Origin of the sequence: Kitasatospora sp. NPDC127121 (genome assembly GCF_042677305.1) — a bacterium.
In the GTDB taxonomy this organism is placed as follows: domain Bacteria; phylum Actinomycetota; class Actinomycetes; order Streptomycetales; family Streptomycetaceae; genus Kitasatospora.
This window is the reverse complement of the sequence record NZ_JBHXTQ010000007.1, coordinates 94,840-117,247: the sequence shown is the minus strand read 5'-3', so window position 1 is coordinate 117,247 and position 22,408 is coordinate 94,840. Positions and strand designations below refer to the sequence as shown.

The following is a 22,408-nucleotide window of genomic DNA, read 5'->3' as shown; positions in this document are numbered from 1 at the left end:
GAGACCGTGCGATGGCGCAGGTGAACCCGTCCGGCGGTCCCGCCCGTGCCGCCCGCCGCCGCGTCCGCGGGCCCGCCCGGGCGCTGCTCGCGATGCTGCTCACCGCACTCGTGGTCGGCGGCGCCGTCCCGTACGTCTCCGGATCCGGCCGGCCCTACCTCAGCTACCTGGTGCTCGCCGAGCAGGAGGACGCCGCCGGGGCCGCCCTGGCCGGGGCCGAGAGCCGGGCGGCGGGCGGGCAGGTGGTCCAGGAGTACCCGCAGATCGGGGCCGTCCTGGCGTACGCCACCGGCGGCTTCGCGGGCACGCTGCGGGCCCGGCCCGGGATCGCCGCCGTCGGCACCACCCGGACCGAACCGGTGGTCGCCCCGCCCCGCCTGCTGGACGGCGCCGGGGACTTCGCCGCCGGTACCGACCACGCCGACCGCGCCGGCCGCAGCAGCACCGATCACGCCCGTCGCGACAGCGATCACGCCCGGCGCAGCAGCACCGACAGCGCCCGGCGCGACAGCACCGACCGGCAGGACGGCGGCACCGTCACGGTGCCCGACCCGAGCGAGGGCGACCCGTGGAACCTCGCCATGCTCGGCGGCGCCGGCTCCCGGGCCGGCGACACCTCCACCGGGATCCGCGGTCCCGCCGGCGCGCCGACCGCCGACGCACTGCACAAGGTGCTGGTCGCGGTGCTCGACTCCGGCGTCGACGACACCCACCCCGACCTGCGCGCCGCCGTCGACCCGAAGGCCTCCGTCTCCTGCGCCGACGGCCGGCCCGACGCCCGCTCCGGCTCCTGGCGGCCCGACCCCGGGGTCAGCGAGAGCGGCCACGGCACCCACGTCGCCGGGATCGTCGGCGCCACCCGGGACGGCCACGGCATCACCGGGGTCGCGCCGGGCGTGCGGATCGCCGCCGTCCGGCTGCTCGGACCGCTCGGCCAGTACTACGCCGAGAACATCGTCTGCGGCATGCTCTGGGCCGCCGACCACGGCGCCAAGGCGATCAACAACAGCTACTTCGCCGACCCGTGGAAGTACAACTGCCCGGAGGACCAGGACCAGGCCGCGCTGATCGCCGCCGTCGGCCGGGCCTCCGGCTACGCCCAGCGCAAGGGTGCCGTCGTGGTCGCCTCGGCGGGCAACGACGGGCAGGACCTCGGCGCCACCCGGACGGACGAGCGCAGCCCCAACGACCGGGTCTCCGGCCCGGCCCGCTCCCGCTACCTGGGCACCGAGTGCATCCGGCTGCCCGGCGAACTGCCCGGCGTCGTCACCGTCACCGCCGTCAACCGGGACGGCCGCCCGTCCGGCTACTCGAACTACGGCCGCGGCCGGGTCTCGCTGGCCGCCCCCGGCGGCGACCCGGACAGCGGGCCGCAGGGCGCGATCGTCTCCGACTGGCCGGGCGGGCAGTACGCGGCACTGGCCGGCACCTCGATGGCGGCGGCGCACGTCACCGGCGCGGTCGCGGTGGCCGCCGCCCTGCACCCGGACTACGGCTCCGGCCCGCTCGCCGCCCTGCTCGCCGGCACCGCGGCGGCCGCCTGCCCGCCCGGGCCGTACGCCTGCGGGGCCCGGCAGTACTTCGGTGCCGGGCTGCTCGCGCTGCCGCGCTGAGGCGGGCGGAAAACCGGGTGACGCCGCCCGGGCGGGTCGGTGAGGATCGGGGCGTGACCGTCTTCCTCACCACCGAGCGGCTGGTGCTGCGCCGCTTCACCGCAGCGGACGTCGACCACCTGGTCGAACTGGACGGCGACCCGGAGGTGATGCGCCACCTCACCGGCGGGCGGCCGACCGCGCGGGAACAGGTCGAGGGCGAACTGCTGCCGCTGTACCTCGCGCACTACCGGCGGTACGGCGACCTCGGCTGGTGGGCGGCCGAGGAGCGGGCCGGCGGGGCCTTCCTGGGCTGGTTCGAGTTCCGGCCGACGCGGGACGGCGACCGCTCCGAGGTCGAGCTGGGGTACCGGCTGCGCCGGGCCGCCTGGGGGCTCGGGTACGCGACGGAGGGGGCGCGGGCGCTGGTCCGCCGCGGCTTCACCGAACTGGGCGTGCGGCGGGTGGTGGCGTACACGATGACGGTCAACGCGGGCTCGCGGCGGGTCATGGAGAAGACCGGGCTGTCGTTCGTCCGCACCTTCCACGAGGACTACCCGGAGGCGATCCCCGGCAGCGAGCACGGCGAGGTCGAGTACGCGCTGACGGCCGGGCAGTGGCGGGCCCCGGACGGCGCCGCGCGGTCCGGGATACTGGAGCCATGAGGCTGACGGAGTTCTGGCGACGGATGCACGCGCACTTCGGGGAGACGTACGCGGAGTCCTTCGCCTCCGACCATGTGATGAGCGAACTCGGCGGGCGGACGGTGCGGCAGGCACTGGAGTCGGGCTGGGAGGCCAAGGACGTCTGGCGGGTGGTCTGCGAGACCCAGGGCGTCTCCGGCGTGCTGCGCTGACCACCGCCCGCCCGCGGGACCGACCCCGCCCCGGCGGGGTGCCCGGTGCTCGGGCGGCTCCGGGGGATGGGTGAGACTGTCGGAGTGACAAGCAGCGCAGAAGCACAGAATTCGGACAGGACGGCGCGGGTCGCCGACGAGGCTCCGGGCCCGCCGCCCGAACCGCGGCTGCCGGAGGGCGAGGCCGGCGGCCTCTGGGGTGGCGGGATGCCGCGCTGGCTGCCCCGGGCGATGGTGCTGGCCCTGGTGCTGGTCGGGCTGTTCCAGCTCGCCGACTGGGCCTTCCACCAGCTGATCGACCTCTTCGTGATGCTGCTGGTGGCCTTCTTCCTCTCGCTGGCGCTGGAGCCGGCCGTCGACCGGATGGCGGCGCGCGGGGTGCGTCGCGGGATCGGCACCTTCCTGGTGTTCGTCGCGGTGGGGATCGCGGTGATCGGGTTCCTCGCGGCGCTCGGCACGCTGCTGGTCGATCAGGTCGCGAAGATCGCCGGGGACCTGCCGCACCTGGTCGACAACCTGATCAACTGGGTGAACCGGACGTTCCATCAGGACCTGTCGCTGGGCGAGCTGCAGAAGAAGCTGCTCAAGGACTCCGGCGCGATCGAGAGCTACGCCCAGCAGGCCGCCGACAACGTCTGGGGCCTCTCCTCCACCGTGATCGGCGGGCTCTTCCAGGCCTTCACGGTCGGGCTGTTCACCTTCTACTTCACCGCCGAGGGCCCGCGGGTCCGCCGGACGGTCTGCTCGATGCTGCCGCCCGCCAAGCAGGGCGAGGTGCTGCGGGCCTGGGAGATCGCCCTCGCCAAGACCGGCGGCTACCTGTACTCCCGGGCGCTGCTCGCGGTGGTCTCCGCGGCCGGGCACTGGGTGATGTTCGCGCTGCTCGACCTGCCGTACGCGGCCGCGCTGGCGGTCTGGGTCGGCGTCATGTCGCAGTTCGTGCCGACCATCGGGACGTACCTGGCCGGCGCGCTGCCGGTGCTGGTGGCGCTCACCGTGCAGCCGGTGGACGCGCTCTGGGTGCTGATCTTCGTGGTGGTCTACCAGCAGGTCGAGAACTACCTGCTGCACCCGAGGATCACCGCGCGGACGGTGGACGTGCACCCGGCGGTCGCGTTCGGCGCGGTGATCGCGGGCGCGGCGCTGCTCGGCGCGGTGGGCGCGCTGATCGCCATCCCGGCGGCGGCCACCTTGCAGGGCTTCGTCGGGACGTACGTGCGGCGGTACGAGGTGGCCACCGACCCGCGGATCGACCGGGGCGAGCAGCGGCGGGCCCGGCGGGAGCTGCGCCGGGAGGCGGCGCGGCGGCTGCGGCGGATGGTCGGCGGCGACGGGAGGTGACCCGGCCGGTGGTGGTGGCACCGTTCGGACGTGCGAAGCTTGAATCGAACATTTGTTCTCTGTACTCTCCGGCGAGGAGTTTTCCACAGGCGGAGCCGGGTCGGGCTCGTTTGTCAGTGGGACGCGCTAGCGTCGAGGACGATGAAGCGCACAGCACAGAACCCGAGGGTGGAAGCCATGGCAGGTACGGACCGCGAGAAGGCCCTTGAGAACGCACTCGCTCAGATCGAGCGGCAGTTCGGCAAGGGCTCGGTGATGCGCCTGGGCGAGAAGGCCAACGAGCCGATCGACGTGATCCCCACCGGGTCCACCGCCCTGGACGTCGCCCTCGGTGTCGGCGGTATCCCGCGCGGCCGGGTGGTCGAGATCTACGGCCCCGAGTCCTCCGGCAAGACCACCCTGACCCTGCACCTGGCGGCCAACGCCCAGCGGGCCGGCGGCACGGTCGCCTTCGTCGACGCGGAGCACGCGCTCGATCCCGAGTACGCCAAGAAGCTCGGCGTGGACACCGACGCCCTGCTGGTCAGCCAGCCGGACACCGGTGAGCAGGCGCTGGAGATCACGGACATGCTGATCCGCTCCGGCGCTGTCGACCTGATCATCATCGACTCGGTCGCGGCGCTCGTCCCGCGTGCGGAGATCGAGGGCGAGATGGGTGACTCGCACGTCGGTCTGCAGGCCCGGCTGATGAGCCAGGCGCTGCGCAAGATCGCCGGTGCGCTGAACCAGTCGGGCACCACGGCGGTGTTCATCAACCAGCTGCGCGAGAAGATCGGCGTCATGTTCGGCTCGCCGGAGACCACGACCGGTGGCCGGGCGCTGAAGTTCTACGCCTCGGTCCGGCTGGACATCCGCCGGATCGAGACCCTGAAGGACGGCACCGAGGCGGTCGGCAACCGCACCCGCGTCAAGGTGGTCAAGAACAAGGTCGCCGCGCCGTTCAAGCAGGCCGAGTTCGACATCCTCTATGGCATCGGCATCAGCCGCGAGGGCGGCCTGATCGACATGGGCGTCGAGCACGGCTTCATCCGCAAGTCCGGTGCCTGGTACACCTACGAGGGCGACCAGCTCGGCCAGGGCAAGGAGAACGCCCGCAACTTCCTGCGGGACAACCCGCAGCTCGCCGACGAGATCGAGCGGAAGATCAAGGGCAAGCTCGGCATCGGCCCGAAGACCGAGGAGCCGGCCGAGGGCGAGGCGGCTGCTGCCGCCGACGGCGCCGCGAAGCCGATCACCGCGACCGCCGCCAAGACGGCCGCGGCGAAGAAGACGGCGGCGGCCGCCAAGGCCTGAACCGTTGACGCAGCACGACGCAGTGGGTGAGGGCGGCCCGGCGGGTCCGGACGGCGACGACTACGGGCCGCCGGACTGGTTCGCCGCCGTGGCGGGGGAGCCGGAGCCGCCGTTCGAGGCGACGCCCCGGGCGCGGTCGCAGCCCCGGAAGGGGCGGCGGCGGGAGCGGTCCTCCGCCGCACAGTGGGCATCCGGTTCGGAGCCGGAGTTCGACCGGGAGCCGGCCCGGGCGGTGCGCGGCGCGGCTCCCGGGCCGGCACCGGCGGAGCCGTCGGTCGGCGAGCTCGGGTTGGTCTCCGCCTCAGAACTGCCCACCGGCCGCCGCAGGCGGCGCTCGGCACTGGCGGCCGAGGAGTTCGACGAGGCCGGCTCCCCGGCGGCGGGCGAGGGCCGGAGCGAGGCCGGGGCGGTCGGTCACGGGGGTGTGACCGCCCCGGCCCCGCACACCGGTCCCGGCGCGCGTCGTGGGCGGCGCGCTGCGGCCGGGCGCTCCGCCGGGCACGCCTCGGACGAGACGGGCGCTCCGGGTGACGAGCACGACCCCTCCGCCCGTACCGGCCGAACCGGGCGGAAGCGGGCCGGGGCCGAGGAGACGGCCGATCCCGAGACCCGCGCCCGCGACATCTGCCTGCGGCTGCTCACCGGCGCCGCCAAGAGCCGCAAACAGCTCGCCGACGCCCTGCGCAAGCGGGAGATCCCGGACGACGTCGCCGACGAGGTGCTCACCCGGCTCGAAGAGGTCGGGCTGATCGACGACGCGGCCTTCGCCGCGGCCTGGGTGGAGTCCCGGCACGCCGTCCGGGGCCTGTCCCGGCGGGCGCTGGCCCAGGAACTGCGCACCAAGGGCGTGGCCGCGGACCTGGTCGAACAGGCCGTCGCCCAGCTCGACCACGACGACGAGACCGAGGCCGCCCGGGCGCTGGTCGACCGCAAGCTGCGGTCCACCCGAGGGCTGGACCCGCAGGTCCGGATGCGGCGGCTGGTCGGCGTGCTGGCCCGGCGCGGCTACTCCGAGGGGCTGGCGTTCCGGGTGGTGCGGAGCGCGCTGGACGAGGAGGAGCCGGGCGAACCGTCAGGAACCGGGAGGGACTAGTGGCCGTCCGGTAGCCATTGCGTACGCTTCTTGGTCCAGTCCAGGTCGAGTCTTGACCGTTTCGTGACCCGCACCTAGCCTCGCACTCAGTGCGGGGGCGCTTCCGGACGGCGGTCCACGCCGGGCGGCGGACAGCGGTGACGGGGAGTGGGCGGCATGAGGATCTCTGCGGGCACCGGACCGGACGCCTCCCTGCTGCCACTCGCCGGGTCGGCCGGCGCCGTCCTGCTGCTCCTCGCCGTCCTGGTCGGGCTGCTGGCCAAGCGGCTCCGGGCCGCCCAGCGGCGCGTCGGCGTCGAGGCCGAGCGCGTCCGCGGCTGGGCCGAGCAGCAGACCTCCCGGCAGCGGGCCGAACTCGCCCGGCGCGAGGAGCAGTTGGCCGAGGAGCTGCGCCGGGTCCGGACCAGGGAGGACGAACTCGCCGCGCGCTCCGCCGAACTGGAGCGCACCCGGGGCGAGGCCGAGGCGCTGGTGACCCGCAGGGTGGCGGTGCTGGAGCGGGCCGGCGGACTCTCCGCCGAGCAGGCCCGCGCCGAACTCCTGCGCGAGGCCGCGACCACGGCCCGGCGGGAGGCCGCGGTCACGGTCCGGGAGATCGAGCGCGAGGCCAGGGAGGAGGGCGAGCGCCGGGCCCGGGGCATCCTCGCCGGGGTGATCCAGCGGCTGGCGTCGGTGCAGACCGCCGAGACGGCGGTCACCGTCTTCCGGCTGCCGAGCGAAGACATGAAGGGCCGGATCATCGGCCGCGAAGGCCGCAACATTCGTGCCTTCGAGGCGGTCACCGGCGTCAACCTGATCATCGACGACACCCCCGCGACGGTGCAGCTCTCCTGCTTCGACCCGGTCCGCCGGGAGACCGCCCGGCTCACCCTGGAACAACTGGTCGAGGACGGCCGGATCCACCCGACCCGGATCGAACACGTCCACGAGCGCAGCCGCGAGGAGGTCGAGCAGTGCTGCGTCCGGGCCGGTGAGGACGCCCTGCTGGACGCCCGGGTCGGCGGGATGCACCCCGAGCTCGTCCGCACCCTGGGCAGTCTGCGCTACCGGGTCTCGTACGGGCAGAACGTGCTCGGGCACCTGCTGGAGTCCGCGCACCTGGCCGGGATGATGGCCGCCGAGCTCGGGGTGGCCCCGGAGCCGGTGCGGCGGTCGGCGCTGCTGCACGACATCGGCAAGGCGCTCACCCACGAGGTCGAGGGCAGCCACGCGGCGGTCGGCGCGGACTTCGCCCGTCGGCACGGGGAGTCCCCGGAGGTGGTGCACGCGATCGCCGCGCACCACGGCGAGGTGGAGCCGCGCACCGTGGAGGCCGTGCTCACGCAGGCCGCGGACGCCTGTTCGGGCGGGCGGCCCGGGGCGCGCAAGGAGTCGCTGGAGGTGTACGTGCGGCGGCTGGCGCGGCTGGAGGAGATCGCCCGCGCGCACGAGGGCGTGGCCGAGGTGTACGCGATGCAGGCGGGGCGCGAGGTGCGGGTGATGGTGCGGCCGGAGGAGGTGGACGACCTCGGGGCGCAGCTGATCGCCCGGGAGGTCGCCCGGCAGGTCTCCGAGGAGCTGACCTATCCGGGCCAGATCCGGGTGACGGTGGTCCGGGAGAGCCGGGCCATCGCGGTGGCGAGTTAGGCCAAGAGTTGGGCCCTGTCCGGCGCACGCCCGGGGCCCGCGCCAGGGGGCACGCCCGGGGCTCGCGCCAGGGCCCTACGCGCTGGGGGAGTCCACCTGCTGGGGCGCCTGGCGGGCGGTGGGCTCCGGCGCTGGGCTCTGGTCGGGCTCGGGTTCGGGTGCGCCGGCGAGCGGGGCCGGCCCGCCCCGGGCGCGGTCGGCGAGCGCCAGCAGGTCCTCGGCGGCGGCGCCCTGGGTGGCGCCGACCAGGTGCCCGTCCGGCCGGATCAGCAGCACGGTGTGCGGCCCGGCCTCCGGGTACTCCTCGGTGACCAGCACTTCGGCGGGCACCGGCAGCGCGGCGGCGACCTCGGCGAGCCGGGGCATCAGGCCGGCGCCCAGCCAGTGCTCGGCGGACCAGACGGCGGTGCCGGGGGCGACCAGCAGCAGCAGGAAGGTGACGCCGAGCCGGGCGTGCAGGTGGTCCGGGGTGCCGTCGGCGGCGAGCACCGGCAGGTCCGGGACGAGCACGCCGGGGGCGGTGGCCGGCAGCAGTTCGCTGAGCGAGGTGGTGCCGCGGGCGCCGCGCTGGACCGGCACCCGGCCGGGGACGCCCGAGGGCGCGGCCGGGTAGGCGGGCGCGCCGCCGAAGCGGCCGGTGCCGAGCTGTCCGTCGGCGAGCAGCGGTGCGTGCTTGCGGAAGCCGCCGACCAGCAGCGAGCGCCGGGTCTGCTGCCAGCCGCGCAGCGGGCGCAGCAGCGGCATGGACTGGTCGACGGCGCGCAGCCGGGCGCCGACCGCGCCGCGCCGTTCGGCCTCGTAGCCGTCCAGCAGGGAGCCGCCGGGTTGCGGGCCGCCGGAGTGGAGGTGCCAGGCGAGGGAGAGCCGCCAGGCGAGGTTGTCGGCGTCGCGCAGCCCGTCGGCCAGGTTCTGCATGCCGAGCGCGCCGTGCAGGTGGGCGGCGTCGCCGGCGAGGAAGCAGCGGCCGCTGCGGAACCGGGCGGCGAGGCGCTGCTGGGCGGTGTGGTCGGCGGCGGCGAGCAGGTCGAAGCGGGGGAGTTCGCCGCACCAGCCGGTGAGGGTGGCGGTGACCCGGGTGAGCAGGGTGTCGCCGGTGACGACGCCGGGCCAGGTGGCGTGCGGGTCGACGGTTTCGGTGGGGGCGGGCCGCCCGGGGGGCAGCCGCCAGTCGAGCCGCCAGACGCCGTCCGGCAGCGGGCGGGCGGAGGCCTCGCGGTCGCCGCGCCACGGGGGCTCGCGGTGCAGCCGGGCCTCGTGGAAGGGCAGGTCGACCCGGACGGTGGCGATGGCGTTGCGGTCGACGGCGGGGCGGCCGGGGAAGCGGATCTTCAGGAGCTTGCGGACGGCGGATCTGGCGCCGTCGCAGCCGACCAGGTGGCTGCCGCGCCACCAGGTGCTGGAGCCGTCCTGGGTGCCGTGGGTGCGGACGCTGACGCCGTCGCGGTCCTGTTCGAGTTCGACGACCCGGCTCAGCGGGACCAGCCGGACCAGCGGGGTGCCGGTGAGGGCGTCGCGCAGGCCGCGCTGGAGGCGGTGCTGGGGCAGGTGGAACGCGGGGGAGTCGGTGAGGTCGATCCGCAGGACCTCCTGGCGGCGGCGCCAGACGGTGAAGGAGTCCCAGAGGGCGGAGTCGGAGACGGCCCGCGGGTAGCCGATCCGGGTGAGGAAGGCGGCGGTGTCGGCCCCGAGGACGACGCTGCGCGGGCCCTCGGGGCAGAGCCCGGAGCCCTCGTCCAGGACGATGGTCGGCACTTCGTGCCGGGCGAGGGCGAGGGCCAGGGCCAGACCGACCGGTCCGGCCCCGACCACGATCACCGGGTCCATGCGGTGACCTCCGGGCACGAACCGGCCGATGGGCCGGCGTCAGTTACCGCTGCCGCATATGCCGCGTGGATGCTCCCGGGAGGTGTCACGAAGAGCAATGCAACAGTTCACCTGCGTGTGCGTCAAGCAGCAGCTGAAGTGCGCCGGTTCGCGCCGCGACGGCCGCGCGCTTCGATCCACCGGGCGAGGGCGGTCAGCAGCAGGCACATGGCGATGTAGATCGGACCGATCACCAGCACCACGGGGATGTAGGGGAAGCCCGCGGCGTTGATCGGCTGGCTGGCGATCGCCTTGCCGACGAACAGCAGCTCGTTGAAGGTGATGACGAAGCCGAGCGAGGTGTCCTTCAGGGTGACGACCAGCTGGCCGATCATCGAGGGCAGCATCGAGCGGATCGCCTGCGGCACCAGGATGCCGGCCATCACCTGGGTCTTGCGCATGCCGAGCGCGTAGGCCGCCTCGGCCTGGCCGCGCGGGACGGCGTTGACGCCGCTGCGGATGATCTCGGCCTGCACCGAGCCGTTGTAGAGGGTGAGGCCGATGACAAGCGCCCACATCGGCTCCTTCGCGAAGAACGCGTAGTAGAGCGCGACGATCAGGATCAGCAGCGGCATCGCCCGGAAGAACTGGACGAAGCCGACGGCCGCCCAGCGGACCGGCTTGTGGTCGGAGAGCTGTCCGGCGGCGAGCAGGCCGCCCAGGGTGAGCGAGAACAGTGCGGCCAGGCCGAAGGCCTCCAGGGTGGAGACCAGGCCGTCCACGATGCGTTGCTGGACGGTGTTGTACTGGAACGCGTCCCACAGATGAGGGTCGAACTGGCCGTTGTCGGAGAGCGCGGTGAAGACGTACTGGAGCAGGGCGGCGACGCCGATCAGCGCCAGCACCCCGAACAGCTGGTACCGGGTGCGGGCCCGCGGGCCGGGGGCGTCGTAGAGGACGCTGGCCGTGGGGGTGCGGGTGAAGAGGTTGCTCATCGGGCCACCGCCAGTCGGGATTCCAGGACGCGGAACAGCGTGGCGACCGTGGCACTGATCACCAGGTAGGCGCAGGCCACCCAGAAGAAGATCCCGAAGATCGCGTAGCCGCGCTCGGAGAGGGTCTGCTGCACGCTGTAGAGCTCGCTGACGCTGAAGGCGCCGGCGATCGCCGAGTTCCTCGGCAGCGCGATGAACACACTGCTCAGCGGGGCCAGGACGGTCCGGGTGGCCTGCGGCAGGATGATCAGGGTGAGGGTCTGGCCGAAGCTCATGCCGAGGCTGCGGGCCGCCTCGGCCTGGCCGAGCGGCACGGTGTTGATGCCCGAGCGGATCACCTCGCAGACGAACGAGGCGGTGTAGCCGCCGAGCGCCAGCACCGCGAAGGTGAGGTGGCTGAAGTGCACCCCGAGCGGCGGCAGGCCGAAGGTGACGGCGAAGAACAGCAGGGTCAGCGGCGTGTTGCGGAACAGCGTGACCCAGGTGGTGCCGAAGGCACGCAGGACCGGCACCGGGGAGACCCGGAAGGCCGCCAGCAGGGTGCCCAGCAGCAGGGCGAGCAGGGCGCTGAGCGCGCTCAGCTCGATCGTCTGCAGGAAGCCGTCGCGGAACAACGCGAAGTTGTCCTGCTCGAACAGGAACCCCATCCGGCGGCCCTCCTCTCATCAGATGGTCAGGACGGATGGTCGGGCGTGGACCGGATCAGTAGCGTTCGAGGGCCGGCACGGCCGGCGCGGCGGAGCCGGACGCGCCCAGGGTCGCGTCGTAGGCCTTCTTCCAGTCGCCGTTGTCCTCGTGGGCCTTGAGCGCGTCGCTGATGGCGTTGCGCAGGACCGCGTCGTCCTTGTTGAGACCGACGCCGTAGTTCTCCTTGGTGAACGGCTTGCCGACCACCTTGAGCTTGGGGGCGTACTTGGAGGCGTAGCCCTTGAGGATCGCGTCGTCGGTGGTGACCGCGTCGACCTCGCCGGACAGCAGCTTCTCGACGCAGGCCGAGTAGGTGTCGAACTGCGTGATCTTCGGGTTGTACTGCTGGATGTTCTTGATCGAGGTGGAGCCGGTGGCGGTGCAGACGTTCTTGCCGCCGACGCTCTCCGGGCCGGTGATCGAGGTGTTGTCGGCCTTCACCAGGAAGTCCTGGCCCGCGATGTAGTACGGGCCGGCGAAGGAGACCGTCTTCTTGCGCTCGTCGTTGATGCTGTAGGTGCCGACGTAGAAGTCGATCTGGCCCTTGGCGATGGCCGGCTCGCGCTGCGAGGAGACCAGCGTCTGCCACTTGATCTGCTGCGGGCTGAAGCCGAGATCGGCGGCGACCATCTTGGCGATCTCGATGTCGAAGCCGCTGCGGTCGCCGCTGGCGACGTCCTCGAAGCCCAGTCCCGGCTGGTCGGCCTTGGCGCCGATGATCAGCTGGCCGCGCTTCTTCGCCTCGGCGAGGATCGCCGAGTCGATCTTGACGTCGGTCTTGACCGTGTAGGTGGGCAGCGCCGGGGCGTTGCCGCTGCTCGCGGCGGTGGCGCCGGGGGAGCCGTCCTTGCCGCAGGCGGCGGTGGCGGTGAGCGCGACGGCACAGAGCGCGACGGCGAGGGTGCGACGAGTCCTCATGAGGGTTGTTCTCCTGGGAGCTGGGCCACGGCTAACCGGGCTCTGGCGTCTGGAAGGTGCGTGCACGGGCAGGGCCGCCCGGCGTCCTTGCCGGCGGCGGCCCCGCGTGGTCTCGAAGCGTCAGTGGTGGAGGATCTTCGAGAGGAAGTCCTTGGCACGGTCGGAACGCGGCGCGGTGAAGAAGGCGTCCGGGGTGTTCTGCTCGACGATCCGGCCGTCGGCCATGAACAGCACGCGGTTGGCGGCGGAGCGGGCGAAACCCATCTCGTGGGTGACCACGACCATCGTCATGCCGTCGGCGGCCAGCTGGCGCATGACCTCCAGCACCTCGTTGACCATCTCCGGGTCGAGGGCCGAGGTGGGCTCGTCGAAGAGCATCACCTTGGGCTTCATCGCCAGCGCCCGGGCGATCGCCACGCGCTGCTGCTGGCCGCCGGAGAGCTGGGCGGGGAACTTGTCCGCCTGCGCGCCGACGCCGACCCGCTCCAGCAGCCCGCGGGCGGTCTTCTCGGCCTGCGCCCGGGCGATCCCGCGCACCTTGACCTGGCCGATGACGACGTTCTCCAGCACCGTCTTGTGCGCGAACAGGTTGAAGCTCTGGAACACCATGCCGACCTCGGCGCGCAGCCGGGCCAGCTCCTTGCCCTCGTCGGGCAGCGGGCGGCCGTCGATGGTGATCGTGCCGGAGTCGATGGTCTCCAGCCGGTTGATCGTCCGGCAGAGCGTCGACTTGCCGGAGCCGGACGGCCCGATCAGGACCACGACCTCGCCCTGGACGATCTTCAGGTCGATGTCCTGCAGGACGTGCAGCGCTCCGTAGTGCTTGTTCACGCTGCTCAGCACGACCAGGGGGGCGGCTGCAGGGGTGGAGTCCTCGACCGGATTCTCGGCCATCGCGCCTGCTCCCTCGTGTCGGCCCGTGAAAGTCTGAACTCCCTTGGGCGGCAATGGTGGTACGAAATCCGGGAGCCGCGACCGGCGGAGCCGCAGCCCCCGGTGGGCCGACCATAGGAGTGATGACGACGTGCCGTCAGCCGATCTGAGCGGAACTTGAGGATCACGAAACGGCCACACGCTGCTCGCGGGCTGTTCGCCGGGGCGCCAACGGGGCATGTGACAGCCGGCGTCCGCGCCGGCGCGCCCCGCCCCGTGGCAGCCGTCGGGCGACCGAGCCTGGCGCCGGGCCGCCCACTGGCTCATACTGCGCAGGACCGGGGCCCGACCAGGCGGTCCCGGCGATCAGGTGGGGGAAGGAGGAGAACAGGATGCGATTGCTGCTCGTCGAGGACGACGAACGCGTGGCCGCCGCGCTGGTCGCGGTACTGGGCCGGCACGGCTTCCAGGTCCGGCACGCCCGCAGCGGGCACGAGGCGCTGGACGCCCTGGTGCCGGACGGAAACGACCCGTACCGGGTGGTGCTGCTCGACCTCGGGCTGCCCGACCGCGACGGCTTCGAGGTGTGCAGCCGGATCAGGGCCGGCAGCGGCGTCCCGGTGATCATGGTCACCGCCCGCGCCGACATCCGCTCCCGGATCCACGGCCTCAACCTGGGCGCCGACGACTACGTCACCAAGCCCTACGACATGGGCGAGCTGCTCGCCCGCATCCACGCGGTGGCCCGCCGCGGCGCCGCCCCCGCCTCGGTGGCGGCGCCCGCGCCCGACGCCGTCCCGCAGCAGCGCGGCCCGCTGGAGTCCCGCGGCATCCGGATCGACCGGGAGCGCCGCCGGGTCAGCGTGGACGGCCGGGACGTGCCGCTCACCCGCAAGGAGTTCGACCTGCTCGCCCTGCTCGCCCAGAGCCCCGGCGTGGTCTACCGGCGCGAGCAGATCTTCAGCGAGGTCTGGCGCAGCGGCTGGGAGGGCAACGGGCGCACCCTGGAGGTGCACATCGGCTCGCTGCGCAACAAGCTCGCGCTGCCCGGCCTGGTCGAGGCCGTCCGCGGCGTCGGCTACCGCCTGATCCCGGAGTCCCCGGCGCCCGCCGCGGACCCGGCCCCGCCCGCCCCCGCGGAGCGCTGACCGCACGTGCGCACCCGCCTGCTCGGCATCCTGATCGCCCTCATGCTCTGCGTCCTGGCCGCCCTGGGGCTGCCGCTCGCGGCGGCGGTCGCGGCGGCCGAGCAGAGCAGGGTGGTCGTCGACCGGCTCGACGACGCCGCCCGCTTCGCCCAGGACCTGCCCACCTCCGGCCCCTCGGCGGTGGAGTCCGCGCTCAAGGGCGACCCGGAGCCCGCCCCCGGCGACGTCAGCCGCCGGCGCGCGATCGACGCCGAGGTCCGCCGCTACCACGACCTGTACGGCGTGCGGCTGGGCATCTTCCAGCGCGACGGCGTGCCGATCGCCGCCGCCCCCGCCGACTGGCGGGTGCCCCGCGGCTGGGGCGCGCAGGCCTTCCAGGAGGCGCTGGACGGGCGGCGCAGCCACAACCCGCCCCAGGTCTGGCCGTGGACCGACGACCGCACCCTGACCGTCGCCACCCCGGTGGTGCGCGACGGCGACGTGGTCGCGGTGGTGCTCAGCGAGTCCCCCACCGGGGCGCTGCGCACCCGGATCCTGCACAGCTGGCTGGTGATCGGCGCCGGCGAGGCCGCCGCGATGATCGTCGCGGTGCTGCTGGCCGGCCGGCTCACCGAGTGGGTGCTGCGCCCGGTCCGCACCCTCGACCGGGCCACCCACGACATCGCCACCGGCCGGATGGCCGCCCGGGTCGCGCCCGGCGGCGGCCCGCCCGAGCTGCAGCGGCTGGCCCGCTCGTTCAACGAGATGGCCGACCACGTGGTGCTCGCCATGGACCAGCAGAAGGCCTTCGTCGCGGACGCCTCGCACCAGCTGCGCAACCCGCTGGCGGCCCTGCTGCTGCGGGTCGAGGTGCTCGGCCTGGAACTGCCCGAGGGGCACGAGGAGGAGCTCGGCGGCGTCCGGGAGGAGGGCGTCCGGCTGGCCCGGGTTCTGGACGACCTGCTCGGCCTGGCCACCGCCGAGCACGCCCGCCCCGAACCCGAGCAGACCGACCTCGCCGCGCTCACCCTGGCCCGGGTCGACGCCTGGCGGCCGGTCGCCGAGCAGCGCGGGATCGAGCTGAGCTGGGAGGGCCCGGCGCTCGCCGTCGGCATGGCGGACCCGATCGGCTTCGGCTCCGCCCTGGACGCCGTGCTGGACAACGCGCTCAAGTTCGGCCCGGCCGGCAGCGGGGTGCGGCTGAAGGTCTCGGTGCGCCGGGACGAGGTCGCGGTGACCGTCACGGACGCCGGGCCCGGCCTCGCCGAGGACGAGCTGCCCCGCGCCGGGGACCGCTTCTGGCGCAGCCCGCGGCACCAGAACGTGGACGGCTCCGGGCTCGGCCTGTCGATCGCCCGCACCCTGCTGGCGGCGGGCGGCGGTTCGCTCGCCTTCGCGCCGGTCGAGCCGACCGGGCTCGCGGTGACGCTGGCGGTGCCGCGGCCGGAGAAGCGGTAGTCCGTACGGGCCCGCAGCGCCCGTACGGTTTCCGGGCTTCAGGGCCTCGCCTTCAGGGCTCCACCTTCAGGACCTTCAGGGCTTCACCGAGCGGTAGTAGCGGGCCGCGCCCTCGTGCAGCGGGAGCGGGTCGGTGTAGACGGCGGTGCGCAGGTCGACCAGCTGGGCGGCGTGCACCTGGGAGCCGATCTGGTCGCGGCTGTCGATCACCGCCCGGGTCATGCCCTCGACCAGGCCCGGGTCCACGTCGTCCCGGGTGATCAGCAGGTTGGGCACGGCCACGGTGGCGACGGCGTCCTTGGGGTCGGCGTTCGGGTAGGTGCCCTTGGGCATGGTGGCTGCCCGGTAGGCGTCGGTGCCGCCGCCCTCCATCTTGTGGATGGCCCCGGCGAGGTCCCCCAGCGGCACGACCCGCATCCGCATGTGGTCGGACAGGTCGGTGAGGGCGCTGGTCGGCAGGCCGCCGGACCAGAAGAAGGCGTCGAGCTTGTTCTCGCGCAGCTGGTCGGCGGCGTCGCCGACGCCCGCCGACACCGGGACGATGTCGTGGTCCGGGTCCAGGCCGGCCGCGGCCAGCAGCCGCCTGGTCACCAGGTTCACCCCGGACTGCGGCAGGCCCACGCCGACCCGCAGCCCCTTGAGGTCGGCCGTGCGGTGCACCGTCGAGGAGGACGGGACGATCAGCTGGAGGTAGTCGTCGTACAGCCGTGCGATAGCCCGCAGCCGGTCCTTGCCCGGGCCCTGGTAGTCGGCGACGGCGTCGGCGGTGGCGATCGCGAAGTCGTCCTGGCCGCTGGTCACCCGGGCCAGGTTGTCGATCGAGCCCTCGGTGTTGTCCAGGGCCAGCCGCACCCCCGGCATGGCCTTGGCGACGTGGGCCTCCAGCAACTGCCCGTACCGGTCGTAGACGCCGCGTTGCACGCCGGTCGCGAAACGCGTCTCGCCGCGCGGGTAGCCGGGCGAGCGGCCCGCCGACAGCCACCAGCCGCCCAGCCCCGCGACCAGCAGCACCAGCACCAGCACCGTCCGCCACAGCGGGCTGCGGGCCGCGGTGCGGACGGCGGCGCCGAGACGGGACGGGGTGGTGGGGGTCATGCAGGGATACTGCCAGGCGCTCCGCCGGAACGGGAGGGGAAACGGTGGGGGAAAAGCGCTTCGCGGCTGCCCGTACCCTGGTCTGGTGAGCGGTGAGAGCGGATTGAAGAGCTACAAGGTCGTCACGTACGGCTGCCAGATGAACGTCCACGACTCCGAGCGGCTGTCCGGCCTGCTGGAGGACGCGGGTTACGTCAAGGCCGGGCAGGAGGGCGACCCGGACCTGGTCGTGTTCAACACCTGCGCGGTGCGGGAGAACGCCGACAACAAGCTGTACGGCAACCTCGGGCAGCTGGCGCCGGTCAAGACCCGCCACAAGGGCATGCAGATCGCCGTCGGCGGCTGCCTCGCCCAGAAGGACCGCGACACCATCGTCCGCAAGGCCCCCTGGGTCGACGTGGTGTTCGGCACCCACAACATCGGCCACCTGCCGGCGCTGCTGGAGCGGGCCGCGGTCGAGCGCAAGGCCCAGGTCGAGATCCTGGAGTCGCTGGAGACCTTCCCCTCCACCCTGCCGACCCGCCGCGAGTCCGCGTACGCCGCGTGGGTCGCCATCTCCGTCGGCTGCAACAACACCTGCACCTTCTGCATCGTCCCCGCGCTGCGCGGCAAGGAGGAGGACCGCCGCCCCGGCGACGTCCTCGCCGAGATCGAGGCGCTGGTGGACGAGGGCGTCATCGAGGTGACCCTGCTCGGCCAGAACGTCAACGCCTACGGCTCCGACCTGGGCGACCGCGAGGCCTTCTCCAAGCTGCTGCGCGCCGCCGGCCAGATCGAGGGCCTGGAGCGGATCCGCTTCACCTCGCCGCACCCGCGCGACTTCACCGACGACGTGATCGCCGCGATGGCCGAGACGCCGAACGTGATGCACCAGCTGCACATGCCGCTGCAGTCCGGCTCCGACACCGTCCTCAAGGCGATGCGCCGCTCCTACCGCCAGGAGCGCTTCCTCGGGATCATCCGGAAGGTCCGCGAGGCCATGCCGGACGCGGCGATCTCCACCGACATCATCGTGGGCTTCCCCGGCGAGACCGAGGAGGACTTCGAGCAGACGATGCACGCCGTCCGCGAGGCCCGCTTCACCAACGCCTTCACCTTCCAGTACTCCAAGCGCCCCGGCACCCCGGCCGCCGAGATGGCGGACCAGGTGCCGAAGGCCGTCGTGCAGGCCCGCTACGACCGGCTGATCGCCCTCCAGGAGGAGATCTCCTGGGAGGAGAACAAGAAGCAGGTCGGCCGCGTCCTGGAGATCCTGGTCGCCGAGGGCGAGGGCAAGAAGGACGACAAGACCGACCGGCTCTCCGGCCGCGCCCCCGACAACCGGCTGGTGCACTTCAGCAGGCCGACGGAGCCGGTGCGTCCGGGCGACGTGGTGACCGTCGAGATCACCTACGCCGCCCCGCACCACCTGCTCGCCGAGGGCCCGTCGCTCGCGGTGCGCCGCACCCGGGCCGGCGACGCCTGGGAGAAGCGCCAGGCCAAGCCCGCGGCCAAGCCGGCCGGGGTGATGCTCGGCCTGCCGGGCATCGGTGCCCCGGCCGCGCTGCCCCTGGCCGCTCCGGCGGGCGGGGCCTGCTGCGGCGACTGACGGCCCACTCCTCGAACGGGGCCTGCTTCTCGAACGGGGTCCGCTCCTCGAACGGCGGCCCGGCGGGACTTGGAGACCGGCCGGGCCGCCGTCGCCGTTTGGCTAGAGTGATCCGCATGCTGGTAGCCGCCGCCGTGTGCCCCTGTCCGCCGCTGCTCGTCCCGGAGGTCGCCGCCGGGGCGGCCGCCGAGTTGGACCCGCTGCGGGCCGCCTGCGACGAGGCCCTGGCGGCACTGGTCGCGGCCGGGCCGCAGCTGGTCGTGGTGGTCGGCGCCGGGCCGGAGGCCGAGGTGTGGACCGAGGGCGGGGCCGGCTCCTTCCACCGCTACGGGGTGCCGCTGGTCGCCAAGCTGCCCGGCGGCCGGGTCGAGGGGCCGGAGCTGGCGCCCTCGCTGACGGTCGGCGCCTGGCTGCTGGAGCGCGCCGGGGTGACGCTGCCGACGCACGCCTGCGCGGTGCCCGCCGACGCGCCCGCCGACCGGATGCTCGGGCTCGGCCAGGGCTTGGCCCAGCTGGCCGACCGGGTCGGCCTGTTGGTGGTGGGCGACGGCAGCGCCTGCAGCTCGGTGAAGGCCCCCGGTTACCTGGACGAGCGCGCCGAGGGCTTCGACGCCGCCCTGGCCGCCGCCCTGGGCTCCGCCGACGTGCCCGCGCTCGCCGCCCTGGACGCCGGGCTGGCCGCCGAGCTCAAGGCCGAGGGCCGGGCGCCCTGGCAGGTGCTGGCCGGCGCCGCGGAGGGCGCCGGCCTCACCGCGCGGCTCGGCTACCAGGACGCCCCGTACGGGGTCGGCTACGTCGTGGCGTCCTGGAGCTGATCGGAGCGCGGGGCGTCAGGCCTGCGGCGCCTGGCCGTTGCCGCCGGCCGGCCCCTCCTCGCCCGGCTTCGGCTTGTGGGCGAAGTCGCCCACCGCGCCCTTGGCCTTGCTGGCGCCGTGCTCGATCTTCTCGCTGTACTTGCCCTTGGTCGCCTTGTCGATCGCGCCGCCGGCCTTGTCCACCGCGTGCTCGATCTGCTCGCTGTGCTTGCCGGCGAGCTCACTGGCCTTGCCCTTGAGCTCTTCGGCCTTGCCCTTGAGGTTGTCCATCAGACCCATGGCGATCTCACCCTTTCGTCCCTGTCTCCTGCCCAACGTCCGTCACCGCCGAACCGTTCGCAAACCGGCTCAACTGCGGAAACGGCTGGAGATGGCCGGAGACGGCCGGACACAGTCACATCGTCGCGCAGTCGGGGCCGACGGGCAGCCCGGTCACCGGTGCGGCGGCGGTTTTGCGAGACTGGAGCGGTGAGCAGCTCCCGTACCGACCAGTCCCGCGCCGCCCAGCCCCGAGTGGTCTGCATCGTCGGCGCGACCGCCGCCGGCAAGTCCGACCTGGCCGTCGCCATCGCCCGCAGCCTCGGCGGCGAGGTGATCAACACCGACTCGATGCAGCTGTACCGGGGCATGGACATCGGCACCGCCAAGCTCACCCCCGCCGAGCGCGGCGGCGTGCCGCACCACCTGCTGGACGTCTGGGACGTCACCGAGGCCGCCAGCGTCGCCGAGTACCAGCGGCTGGCCCGGGCCGAGATCGACCGGCTGCTCGCGGCCGGGCGCACGCCCGTCCTGGTCGGCGGCTCCGGGCTGTACGTCCGGGCGGCGATCGACGAGATGGAGTTCCCCGGCACCGACCCGGCGGTCCGGGCCCGGCTGGAGGCCGAGCTGGAGGAGGCCGGCCCGCACGCGCTGCACCGGCGGCTGGCCGAGCTGGACCCGGCGGCCGCGGAGGCGATCCTGATCGGCAACGGGCGGCGGATCGTCCGCGCGCTGGAGGTCATCGAGATCACCGGGCAGCCGTTCACCGCGAACCTGCCCGGCAACACCGCCGTCTACGACGCGGTGCAGATCGGGGTCGCGCTGCCGCGCCCCGAACTGGACGAGCGGATCACGCTGCGGGTCGACCTGATGTGGCGGGCCGGACTGCTGGACGAGGTGCGCGCGCTGGAGCGGCTCGGGCTGCGGGAGGGGCGGACGGCCTCCCGGGCGCTCGGCTACCAGCAGGTGCTGGACCACTTCGCCGGCGAGTGCACCGAGGACGAGGCGCGGGCCGAGACCGTCCGGGCCACCAAGCGCTTCGCCCGCCGTCAGGAGTCCTGGTTCCGCCGCGACGGCCGGATCCACTGGCTGTCCCGGCCGGCCGGCACCGACCCCGTCGAGCTGCTGGAACGCTCCCTGGAGCTGATCGACCGTCAGGAGCGTCCGGCCGGGTAGGCGGGTTCCGGCCAATCCGGCGGTGCACCTGCGCGCGCAGGTGGCCGTGCAGGACGAACCGGCGGTCACGGCCCGATCACGTGATGGCCACGGATCACCCGTCGACGCCGGTCAGGCCCGGAACGCCCGTCTGGACATGCCATCATCGAAGGCGTAGGGGTCGGCCGCGCGGGCCGACCGTGCCCGACCGCGAGTCCGCTCGTGTCGAACTGTCAGGGGAGGCCGCGTGTCGACGGGTACCGGCCCCGAACCCGGCCAGAGCGGGAGTGTCACCGCACCGGCCGACGAGTCGACGAGGGGTGACCTCCCCGTGCTGACCGGCCTGGAGGCACCCACCTCCTACGCGGTCGCACTGCCGGCCCTGGACAACCGCACCCCGGCGGGCGCGGTGCACGAGCGGGAGATCCGACCGCTGCGCCGGCTCCGCTGGTGGCAGACCCTGCCGATCGCCCTGCTGGGCATCCTCGGCTCGCTGATGTTCGCCTTCCCGCTCGCCTTCGGCTCGGCCGGGGCGCGCGCCACCATGGTCGGCATGCTCGGGCTGCTGCTCACCGCCGCCTCGGTCGGCTGGGGCGCGATGGCCGCCCGGCACGCCGGGTACAAGTGGCCGGGCCTGCCGCGCCGCGGCTCCGGGCAGCGGGCCGGCTGGAAGGCGATCGCGCTGTACACCCTGATCGCGCTGGTGGCCTGTGCGCTGGCCGTCTGGCGGGTCGCCTACCTGCGCTGATCCGCCGGCCGCCCCTGCCGGCCCCTCGGCTGCCCGCGCCGATCCACCGGTCGGACCGCCCGGGTGGCCGGTGCGCCCGTTCAGTACCATCGGGAGGGTGAGCGCATCCTTCCCGCAGCCGGTCGGCGTCCCCTTCTTCAAGGGGCACGGCACCCAGAACGACTTCGTCATCGTCCCGGACCCGGACGGCGCGCTGGAGATCGGCCCCGCGGCCGTCGCCGCGCTGTGCGACCGGCGGGCCGGTATCGGCGGGGACGGGCTGCTGCGCGTGGTGCGCTCCGCCGCCGAGCCGGCCGCCGCGGACCAGGCCGACCGGGCCGAGTGGTTCATGGACTACCGCAACTCCGACGGCAGCATCGCCGAGATGTGCGGCAACGGCGTGCGGGTCTTCGCCCGGTACCTGGTCGAGGCCGGCCTGGCCGAGCCCGGCGAGTTCGCGGTCGCCACCCGCGCCGGGGTGCGGACGGTGCGGGTCGCCGAGGACGCCGGGGACGGGACGCCCGGCGAGGTCACCGTCGACATGGGCCGGGCCCGGCTGCCCGGGCCGGACGGCGTCGAGGTCACGGTCGGCGCGCGGCGCTGGCCCGCGCTGAACGTCAACATGGGCAACCCGCACGCGGTGGCCTTCGTGGACAGCCTCGACCACGCCGGGGACCTGCTGTCCGCGCCGCTGACCAGCCCCGAAGGGGCCTACCCGGAGGGCGTGAACGTCGAGTTCGTGGTGGACCGCGGGCCGCGGCACGTCGCCATGCGGGTGTACGAGCGCGGCTCCGGCGAGACCCGCTCCTGCGGGACCGGCACCTGCGCCGTCGCGGTGGCCGCCATCCGCCGGGACGGCGTCGACCCGGCGGTCACCGGCGAGCCGGCCACCTACACCGTGGACGTGCCGGGCGGCCGACTGGTCATCACCGAGCACCCGGACGGCCGGATCGAGAAGACCGGCCCGGCGGTCATCGTGGCCGCCGGTGAGATCGACGCCCGCTGGTGGGCCGAACTGGGGCGTGTCTGACACGTCTGGGGCGCGGCTCGGGCAGCTGACGGCCCGGTTTGCCCATTTCGCGCGCCGGTGAATCCGCCCGTTCGAGTG

Annotated in this window: 21 protein-coding genes; 14 read left to right on the top strand and 7 right to left on the bottom strand. The window is 73.9% G+C overall.

Annotation, left to right across the window (positions count from 1 at the left end; all coding sequences use genetic code 11):
* The first annotated feature begins 11 nt into the window (after positions 1 to 11).
* From ACFVHI_RS06845 to rny, 7 genes are all read left to right on the top strand, one after another.
* Complete coding sequence (locus ACFVHI_RS06845) at positions 12 to 1,613, top strand: S8 family serine peptidase (protein ID WP_380336449.1); 1,602 nt, start codon at positions 12 to 14, stop codon at positions 1,611 to 1,613.
* A gap of 53 nt (positions 1,614 to 1,666) precedes the next feature.
* Positions 1,667 to 2,257: a GNAT family N-acetyltransferase gene (locus ACFVHI_RS06840; protein ID WP_363374392.1), complete on the top strand. Its 591-nt coding sequence runs from the start codon at positions 1,667 to 1,669 to the stop codon at positions 2,255 to 2,257.
* The gene (locus ACFVHI_RS06835; protein ID WP_063349322.1) at positions 2,254 to 2,448 is read left to right on the top strand and encodes a DUF3046 domain-containing protein; all 195 of its coding nucleotides are present in this window, start codon (positions 2,254 to 2,256) and stop codon (positions 2,446 to 2,448) included. The genes ACFVHI_RS06840 and ACFVHI_RS06835 overlap by 4 nt, the downstream gene beginning before the upstream one ends.
* 84 nt (positions 2,449 to 2,532) lie before the next feature.
* A complete protein-coding gene (locus ACFVHI_RS06830) occupies positions 2,533 to 3,789 on the top strand; it encodes an AI-2E family transporter (protein ID WP_380336445.1) in 1,257 nt (418 codons plus the stop codon).
* Positions 3,790 to 3,966: 177 nt separating this feature from the next.
* Positions 3,967 to 5,082: a recombinase RecA gene (recA, locus tag ACFVHI_RS06825; RefSeq protein WP_380336442.1), complete on the top strand. Its 1,116-nt coding sequence runs from the start codon at positions 3,967 to 3,969 to the stop codon at positions 5,080 to 5,082.
* Positions 5,083 to 5,086: 4 nt separating this feature from the next.
* Entirely contained in the window at positions 5,087 to 6,175 is a 1,089-nt protein-coding gene (gene recX, locus ACFVHI_RS06820) for a recombination regulator RecX (RefSeq protein WP_380336439.1), read from the top strand.
* Between the two features lie 156 nt (positions 6,176 to 6,331).
* Positions 6,332 to 7,801 carry a ribonuclease Y gene (gene rny, locus ACFVHI_RS06815; protein ID WP_380336436.1) on the top strand — a complete coding sequence of 490 codons (1,470 nt, stop codon included), beginning with the start codon at positions 6,332 to 6,334 and terminating at the stop codon, positions 7,799 to 7,801.
* 75 nt (positions 7,802 to 7,876) lie between these two features.
* Here rny and ACFVHI_RS06810 read toward each other — a convergent pair whose 3' ends face one another.
* The 5 genes from ACFVHI_RS06810 to ACFVHI_RS06790 all read right to left on the bottom strand — a co-directional run bounded on the left by ACFVHI_RS06810 (position 7,877) and on the right by ACFVHI_RS06790 (position 13,098).
* Positions 7,877 to 9,625, bottom strand: coding sequence for an FAD-dependent monooxygenase (locus ACFVHI_RS06810; protein WP_380336433.1), 1,749 nt, complete (start codon positions 9,623 to 9,625; stop codon positions 7,877 to 7,879).
* 122 nt (positions 9,626 to 9,747) lie between these two features.
* Positions 9,748 to 10,599 carry an amino acid ABC transporter permease gene (locus ACFVHI_RS06805; RefSeq protein WP_380336430.1) on the bottom strand — a complete coding sequence of 284 codons (852 nt, stop codon included), beginning with the start codon at positions 10,597 to 10,599 and terminating at the stop codon, positions 9,748 to 9,750.
* Positions 10,596 to 11,246 (bottom strand): amino acid ABC transporter permease, encoded by a 651-nt coding sequence (locus tag ACFVHI_RS06800; protein WP_063349327.1) that lies wholly within the window; start codon positions 11,244 to 11,246, stop codon positions 10,596 to 10,598. Before ACFVHI_RS06800 ends, ACFVHI_RS06805 begins: the two co-directional genes overlap by 4 nt.
* A gap of 55 nt (positions 11,247 to 11,301) precedes the next feature.
* A complete protein-coding gene (locus ACFVHI_RS06795; protein WP_380336426.1) occupies positions 11,302 to 12,204 on the bottom strand; it encodes a glutamate ABC transporter substrate-binding protein in 903 nt (300 codons plus the stop codon).
* A gap of 120 nt (positions 12,205 to 12,324) precedes the next feature.
* A complete protein-coding gene (locus ACFVHI_RS06790; protein WP_063349329.1) occupies positions 12,325 to 13,098 on the bottom strand; it encodes an amino acid ABC transporter ATP-binding protein in 774 nt (257 codons plus the stop codon).
* A gap of 371 nt (positions 13,099 to 13,469) precedes the next feature.
* On the opposite strand from ACFVHI_RS06790, the gene ACFVHI_RS06785 reads away from it, so the two are divergent.
* The gene (locus ACFVHI_RS06785) at positions 13,470 to 14,225 is read left to right on the top strand and encodes a response regulator transcription factor (RefSeq protein ID WP_063349330.1); all 756 of its coding nucleotides are present in this window, start codon (positions 13,470 to 13,472) and stop codon (positions 14,223 to 14,225) included.
* Positions 14,226 to 14,231: 6 nt separating this feature from the next.
* Positions 14,232 to 15,662: a sensor histidine kinase gene (locus ACFVHI_RS06780; protein ID WP_380336421.1), complete on the top strand. Its 1,431-nt coding sequence runs from the start codon at positions 14,232 to 14,234 to the stop codon at positions 15,660 to 15,662.
* Positions 15,663 to 15,737: 75 nt separating this feature from the next.
* On the opposite strand, the gene ACFVHI_RS06775 is transcribed toward ACFVHI_RS06780, so the two are convergent.
* Positions 15,738 to 16,757, bottom strand: coding sequence for a TAXI family TRAP transporter solute-binding subunit (locus tag ACFVHI_RS06775; RefSeq protein ID WP_079135875.1), 1,020 nt, complete (start codon positions 16,755 to 16,757; stop codon positions 15,738 to 15,740).
* A gap of 85 nt (positions 16,758 to 16,842) precedes the next feature.
* On the opposite strand from ACFVHI_RS06775, the gene miaB reads away from it, so the two are divergent.
* Together miaB and ACFVHI_RS06765 are read left to right on the top strand one after the other, a co-directional pair.
* Positions 16,843 to 18,345 (top strand): tRNA (N6-isopentenyl adenosine(37)-C2)-methylthiotransferase MiaB, encoded by a 1,503-nt coding sequence (gene miaB / locus ACFVHI_RS06770; protein WP_279634927.1) that lies wholly within the window; start codon positions 16,843 to 16,845, stop codon positions 18,343 to 18,345.
* Between the two features lie 116 nt (positions 18,346 to 18,461).
* The gene (locus ACFVHI_RS06765) at positions 18,462 to 19,160 is read left to right on the top strand and encodes a class III extradiol dioxygenase subunit B-like domain-containing protein (RefSeq protein ID WP_380336417.1); all 699 of its coding nucleotides are present in this window, start codon (positions 18,462 to 18,464) and stop codon (positions 19,158 to 19,160) included.
* 15 nt (positions 19,161 to 19,175) lie between these two features.
* Here the strand turns inward: ACFVHI_RS06765 and ACFVHI_RS06760 are convergent, their stop codons facing one another.
* Complete coding sequence (locus ACFVHI_RS06760) at positions 19,176 to 19,439, bottom strand: antitoxin (RefSeq protein ID WP_063349333.1); 264 nt, start codon at positions 19,437 to 19,439, stop codon at positions 19,176 to 19,178.
* Positions 19,440 to 19,628: 189 nt separating this feature from the next.
* Here ACFVHI_RS06760 and miaA point away from each other — a divergent pair, with 189 nt between their 5' ends.
* From miaA to dapF, 3 genes are all read left to right on the top strand, one after another.
* The gene (gene miaA, locus ACFVHI_RS06755; protein WP_380336414.1) at positions 19,629 to 20,594 is read left to right on the top strand and encodes a tRNA (adenosine(37)-N6)-dimethylallyltransferase MiaA; all 966 of its coding nucleotides are present in this window, start codon (positions 19,629 to 19,631) and stop codon (positions 20,592 to 20,594) included.
* Between the two features lie 226 nt (positions 20,595 to 20,820).
* On the top strand, positions 20,821 to 21,321 hold the full coding sequence (locus ACFVHI_RS06750; protein ID WP_063349335.1) for a hypothetical protein: 501 nt from the start codon (positions 20,821 to 20,823) through the stop codon (positions 21,319 to 21,321).
* A gap of 97 nt (positions 21,322 to 21,418) precedes the next feature.
* The gene (dapF, locus tag ACFVHI_RS06745; RefSeq protein ID WP_063349336.1) at positions 21,419 to 22,330 is read left to right on the top strand and encodes a diaminopimelate epimerase; all 912 of its coding nucleotides are present in this window, start codon (positions 21,419 to 21,421) and stop codon (positions 22,328 to 22,330) included.
* Positions 22,331 to 22,408: the final 78 nt, after the last annotated feature.

Excerpts from the sequence above, each read along its gene's own strand:
- ACFVHI_RS06775 (WP_079135875.1), bottom strand. The coding sequence starts at position 16,757 with ATGACCCCCACCACCCCGTCCCGTCTCGGCGCCGCCGTCCGCACCGCG.
- ACFVHI_RS06795 (WP_380336426.1), bottom strand. The coding sequence starts at position 12,204 with ATGAGGACTCGTCGCACCCTCGCCGTCGCGCTCTGTGCCGTCGCGCTC.
- ACFVHI_RS06835 (WP_063349322.1), top strand. The coding sequence starts at position 2,254 with ATGAGGCTGACGGAGTTCTGGCGACGGATGCACGCGCACTTCGGGGAG.
- ACFVHI_RS06810 (WP_380336433.1), bottom strand. The coding sequence starts at position 9,625 with ATGGACCCGGTGATCGTGGTCGGGGCCGGACCGGTCGGTCTGGCCCTG.
- ACFVHI_RS06785 (WP_063349330.1), top strand. The coding sequence starts at position 13,470 with ATGCGATTGCTGCTCGTCGAGGACGACGAACGCGTGGCCGCCGCGCTG.
- ACFVHI_RS06845 (WP_380336449.1), top strand. The coding sequence starts at position 12 with ATGGCGCAGGTGAACCCGTCCGGCGGTCCCGCCCGTGCCGCCCGCCGC.
- rny (WP_380336436.1), top strand. The coding sequence starts at position 6,332 with ATGAGGATCTCTGCGGGCACCGGACCGGACGCCTCCCTGCTGCCACTC.
- ACFVHI_RS06790 (WP_063349329.1), bottom strand. The coding sequence starts at position 13,098 with ATGGCCGAGAATCCGGTCGAGGACTCCACCCCTGCAGCCGCCCCCCTG.
- recA (WP_380336442.1), top strand. The coding sequence starts at position 3,967 with ATGGCAGGTACGGACCGCGAGAAGGCCCTTGAGAACGCACTCGCTCAG.
- ACFVHI_RS06805 (WP_380336430.1), bottom strand. The coding sequence starts at position 10,599 with ATGAGCAACCTCTTCACCCGCACCCCCACGGCCAGCGTCCTCTACGAC.
- ACFVHI_RS06765 (WP_380336417.1), top strand. The coding sequence starts at position 18,462 with ATGCTGGTAGCCGCCGCCGTGTGCCCCTGTCCGCCGCTGCTCGTCCCG.
- ACFVHI_RS06800 (WP_063349327.1), bottom strand. The coding sequence starts at position 11,246 with ATGGGGTTCCTGTTCGAGCAGGACAACTTCGCGTTGTTCCGCGACGGC.
- ACFVHI_RS06760 (WP_063349333.1), bottom strand. The coding sequence starts at position 19,439 with ATGGGTCTGATGGACAACCTCAAGGGCAAGGCCGAAGAGCTCAAGGGC.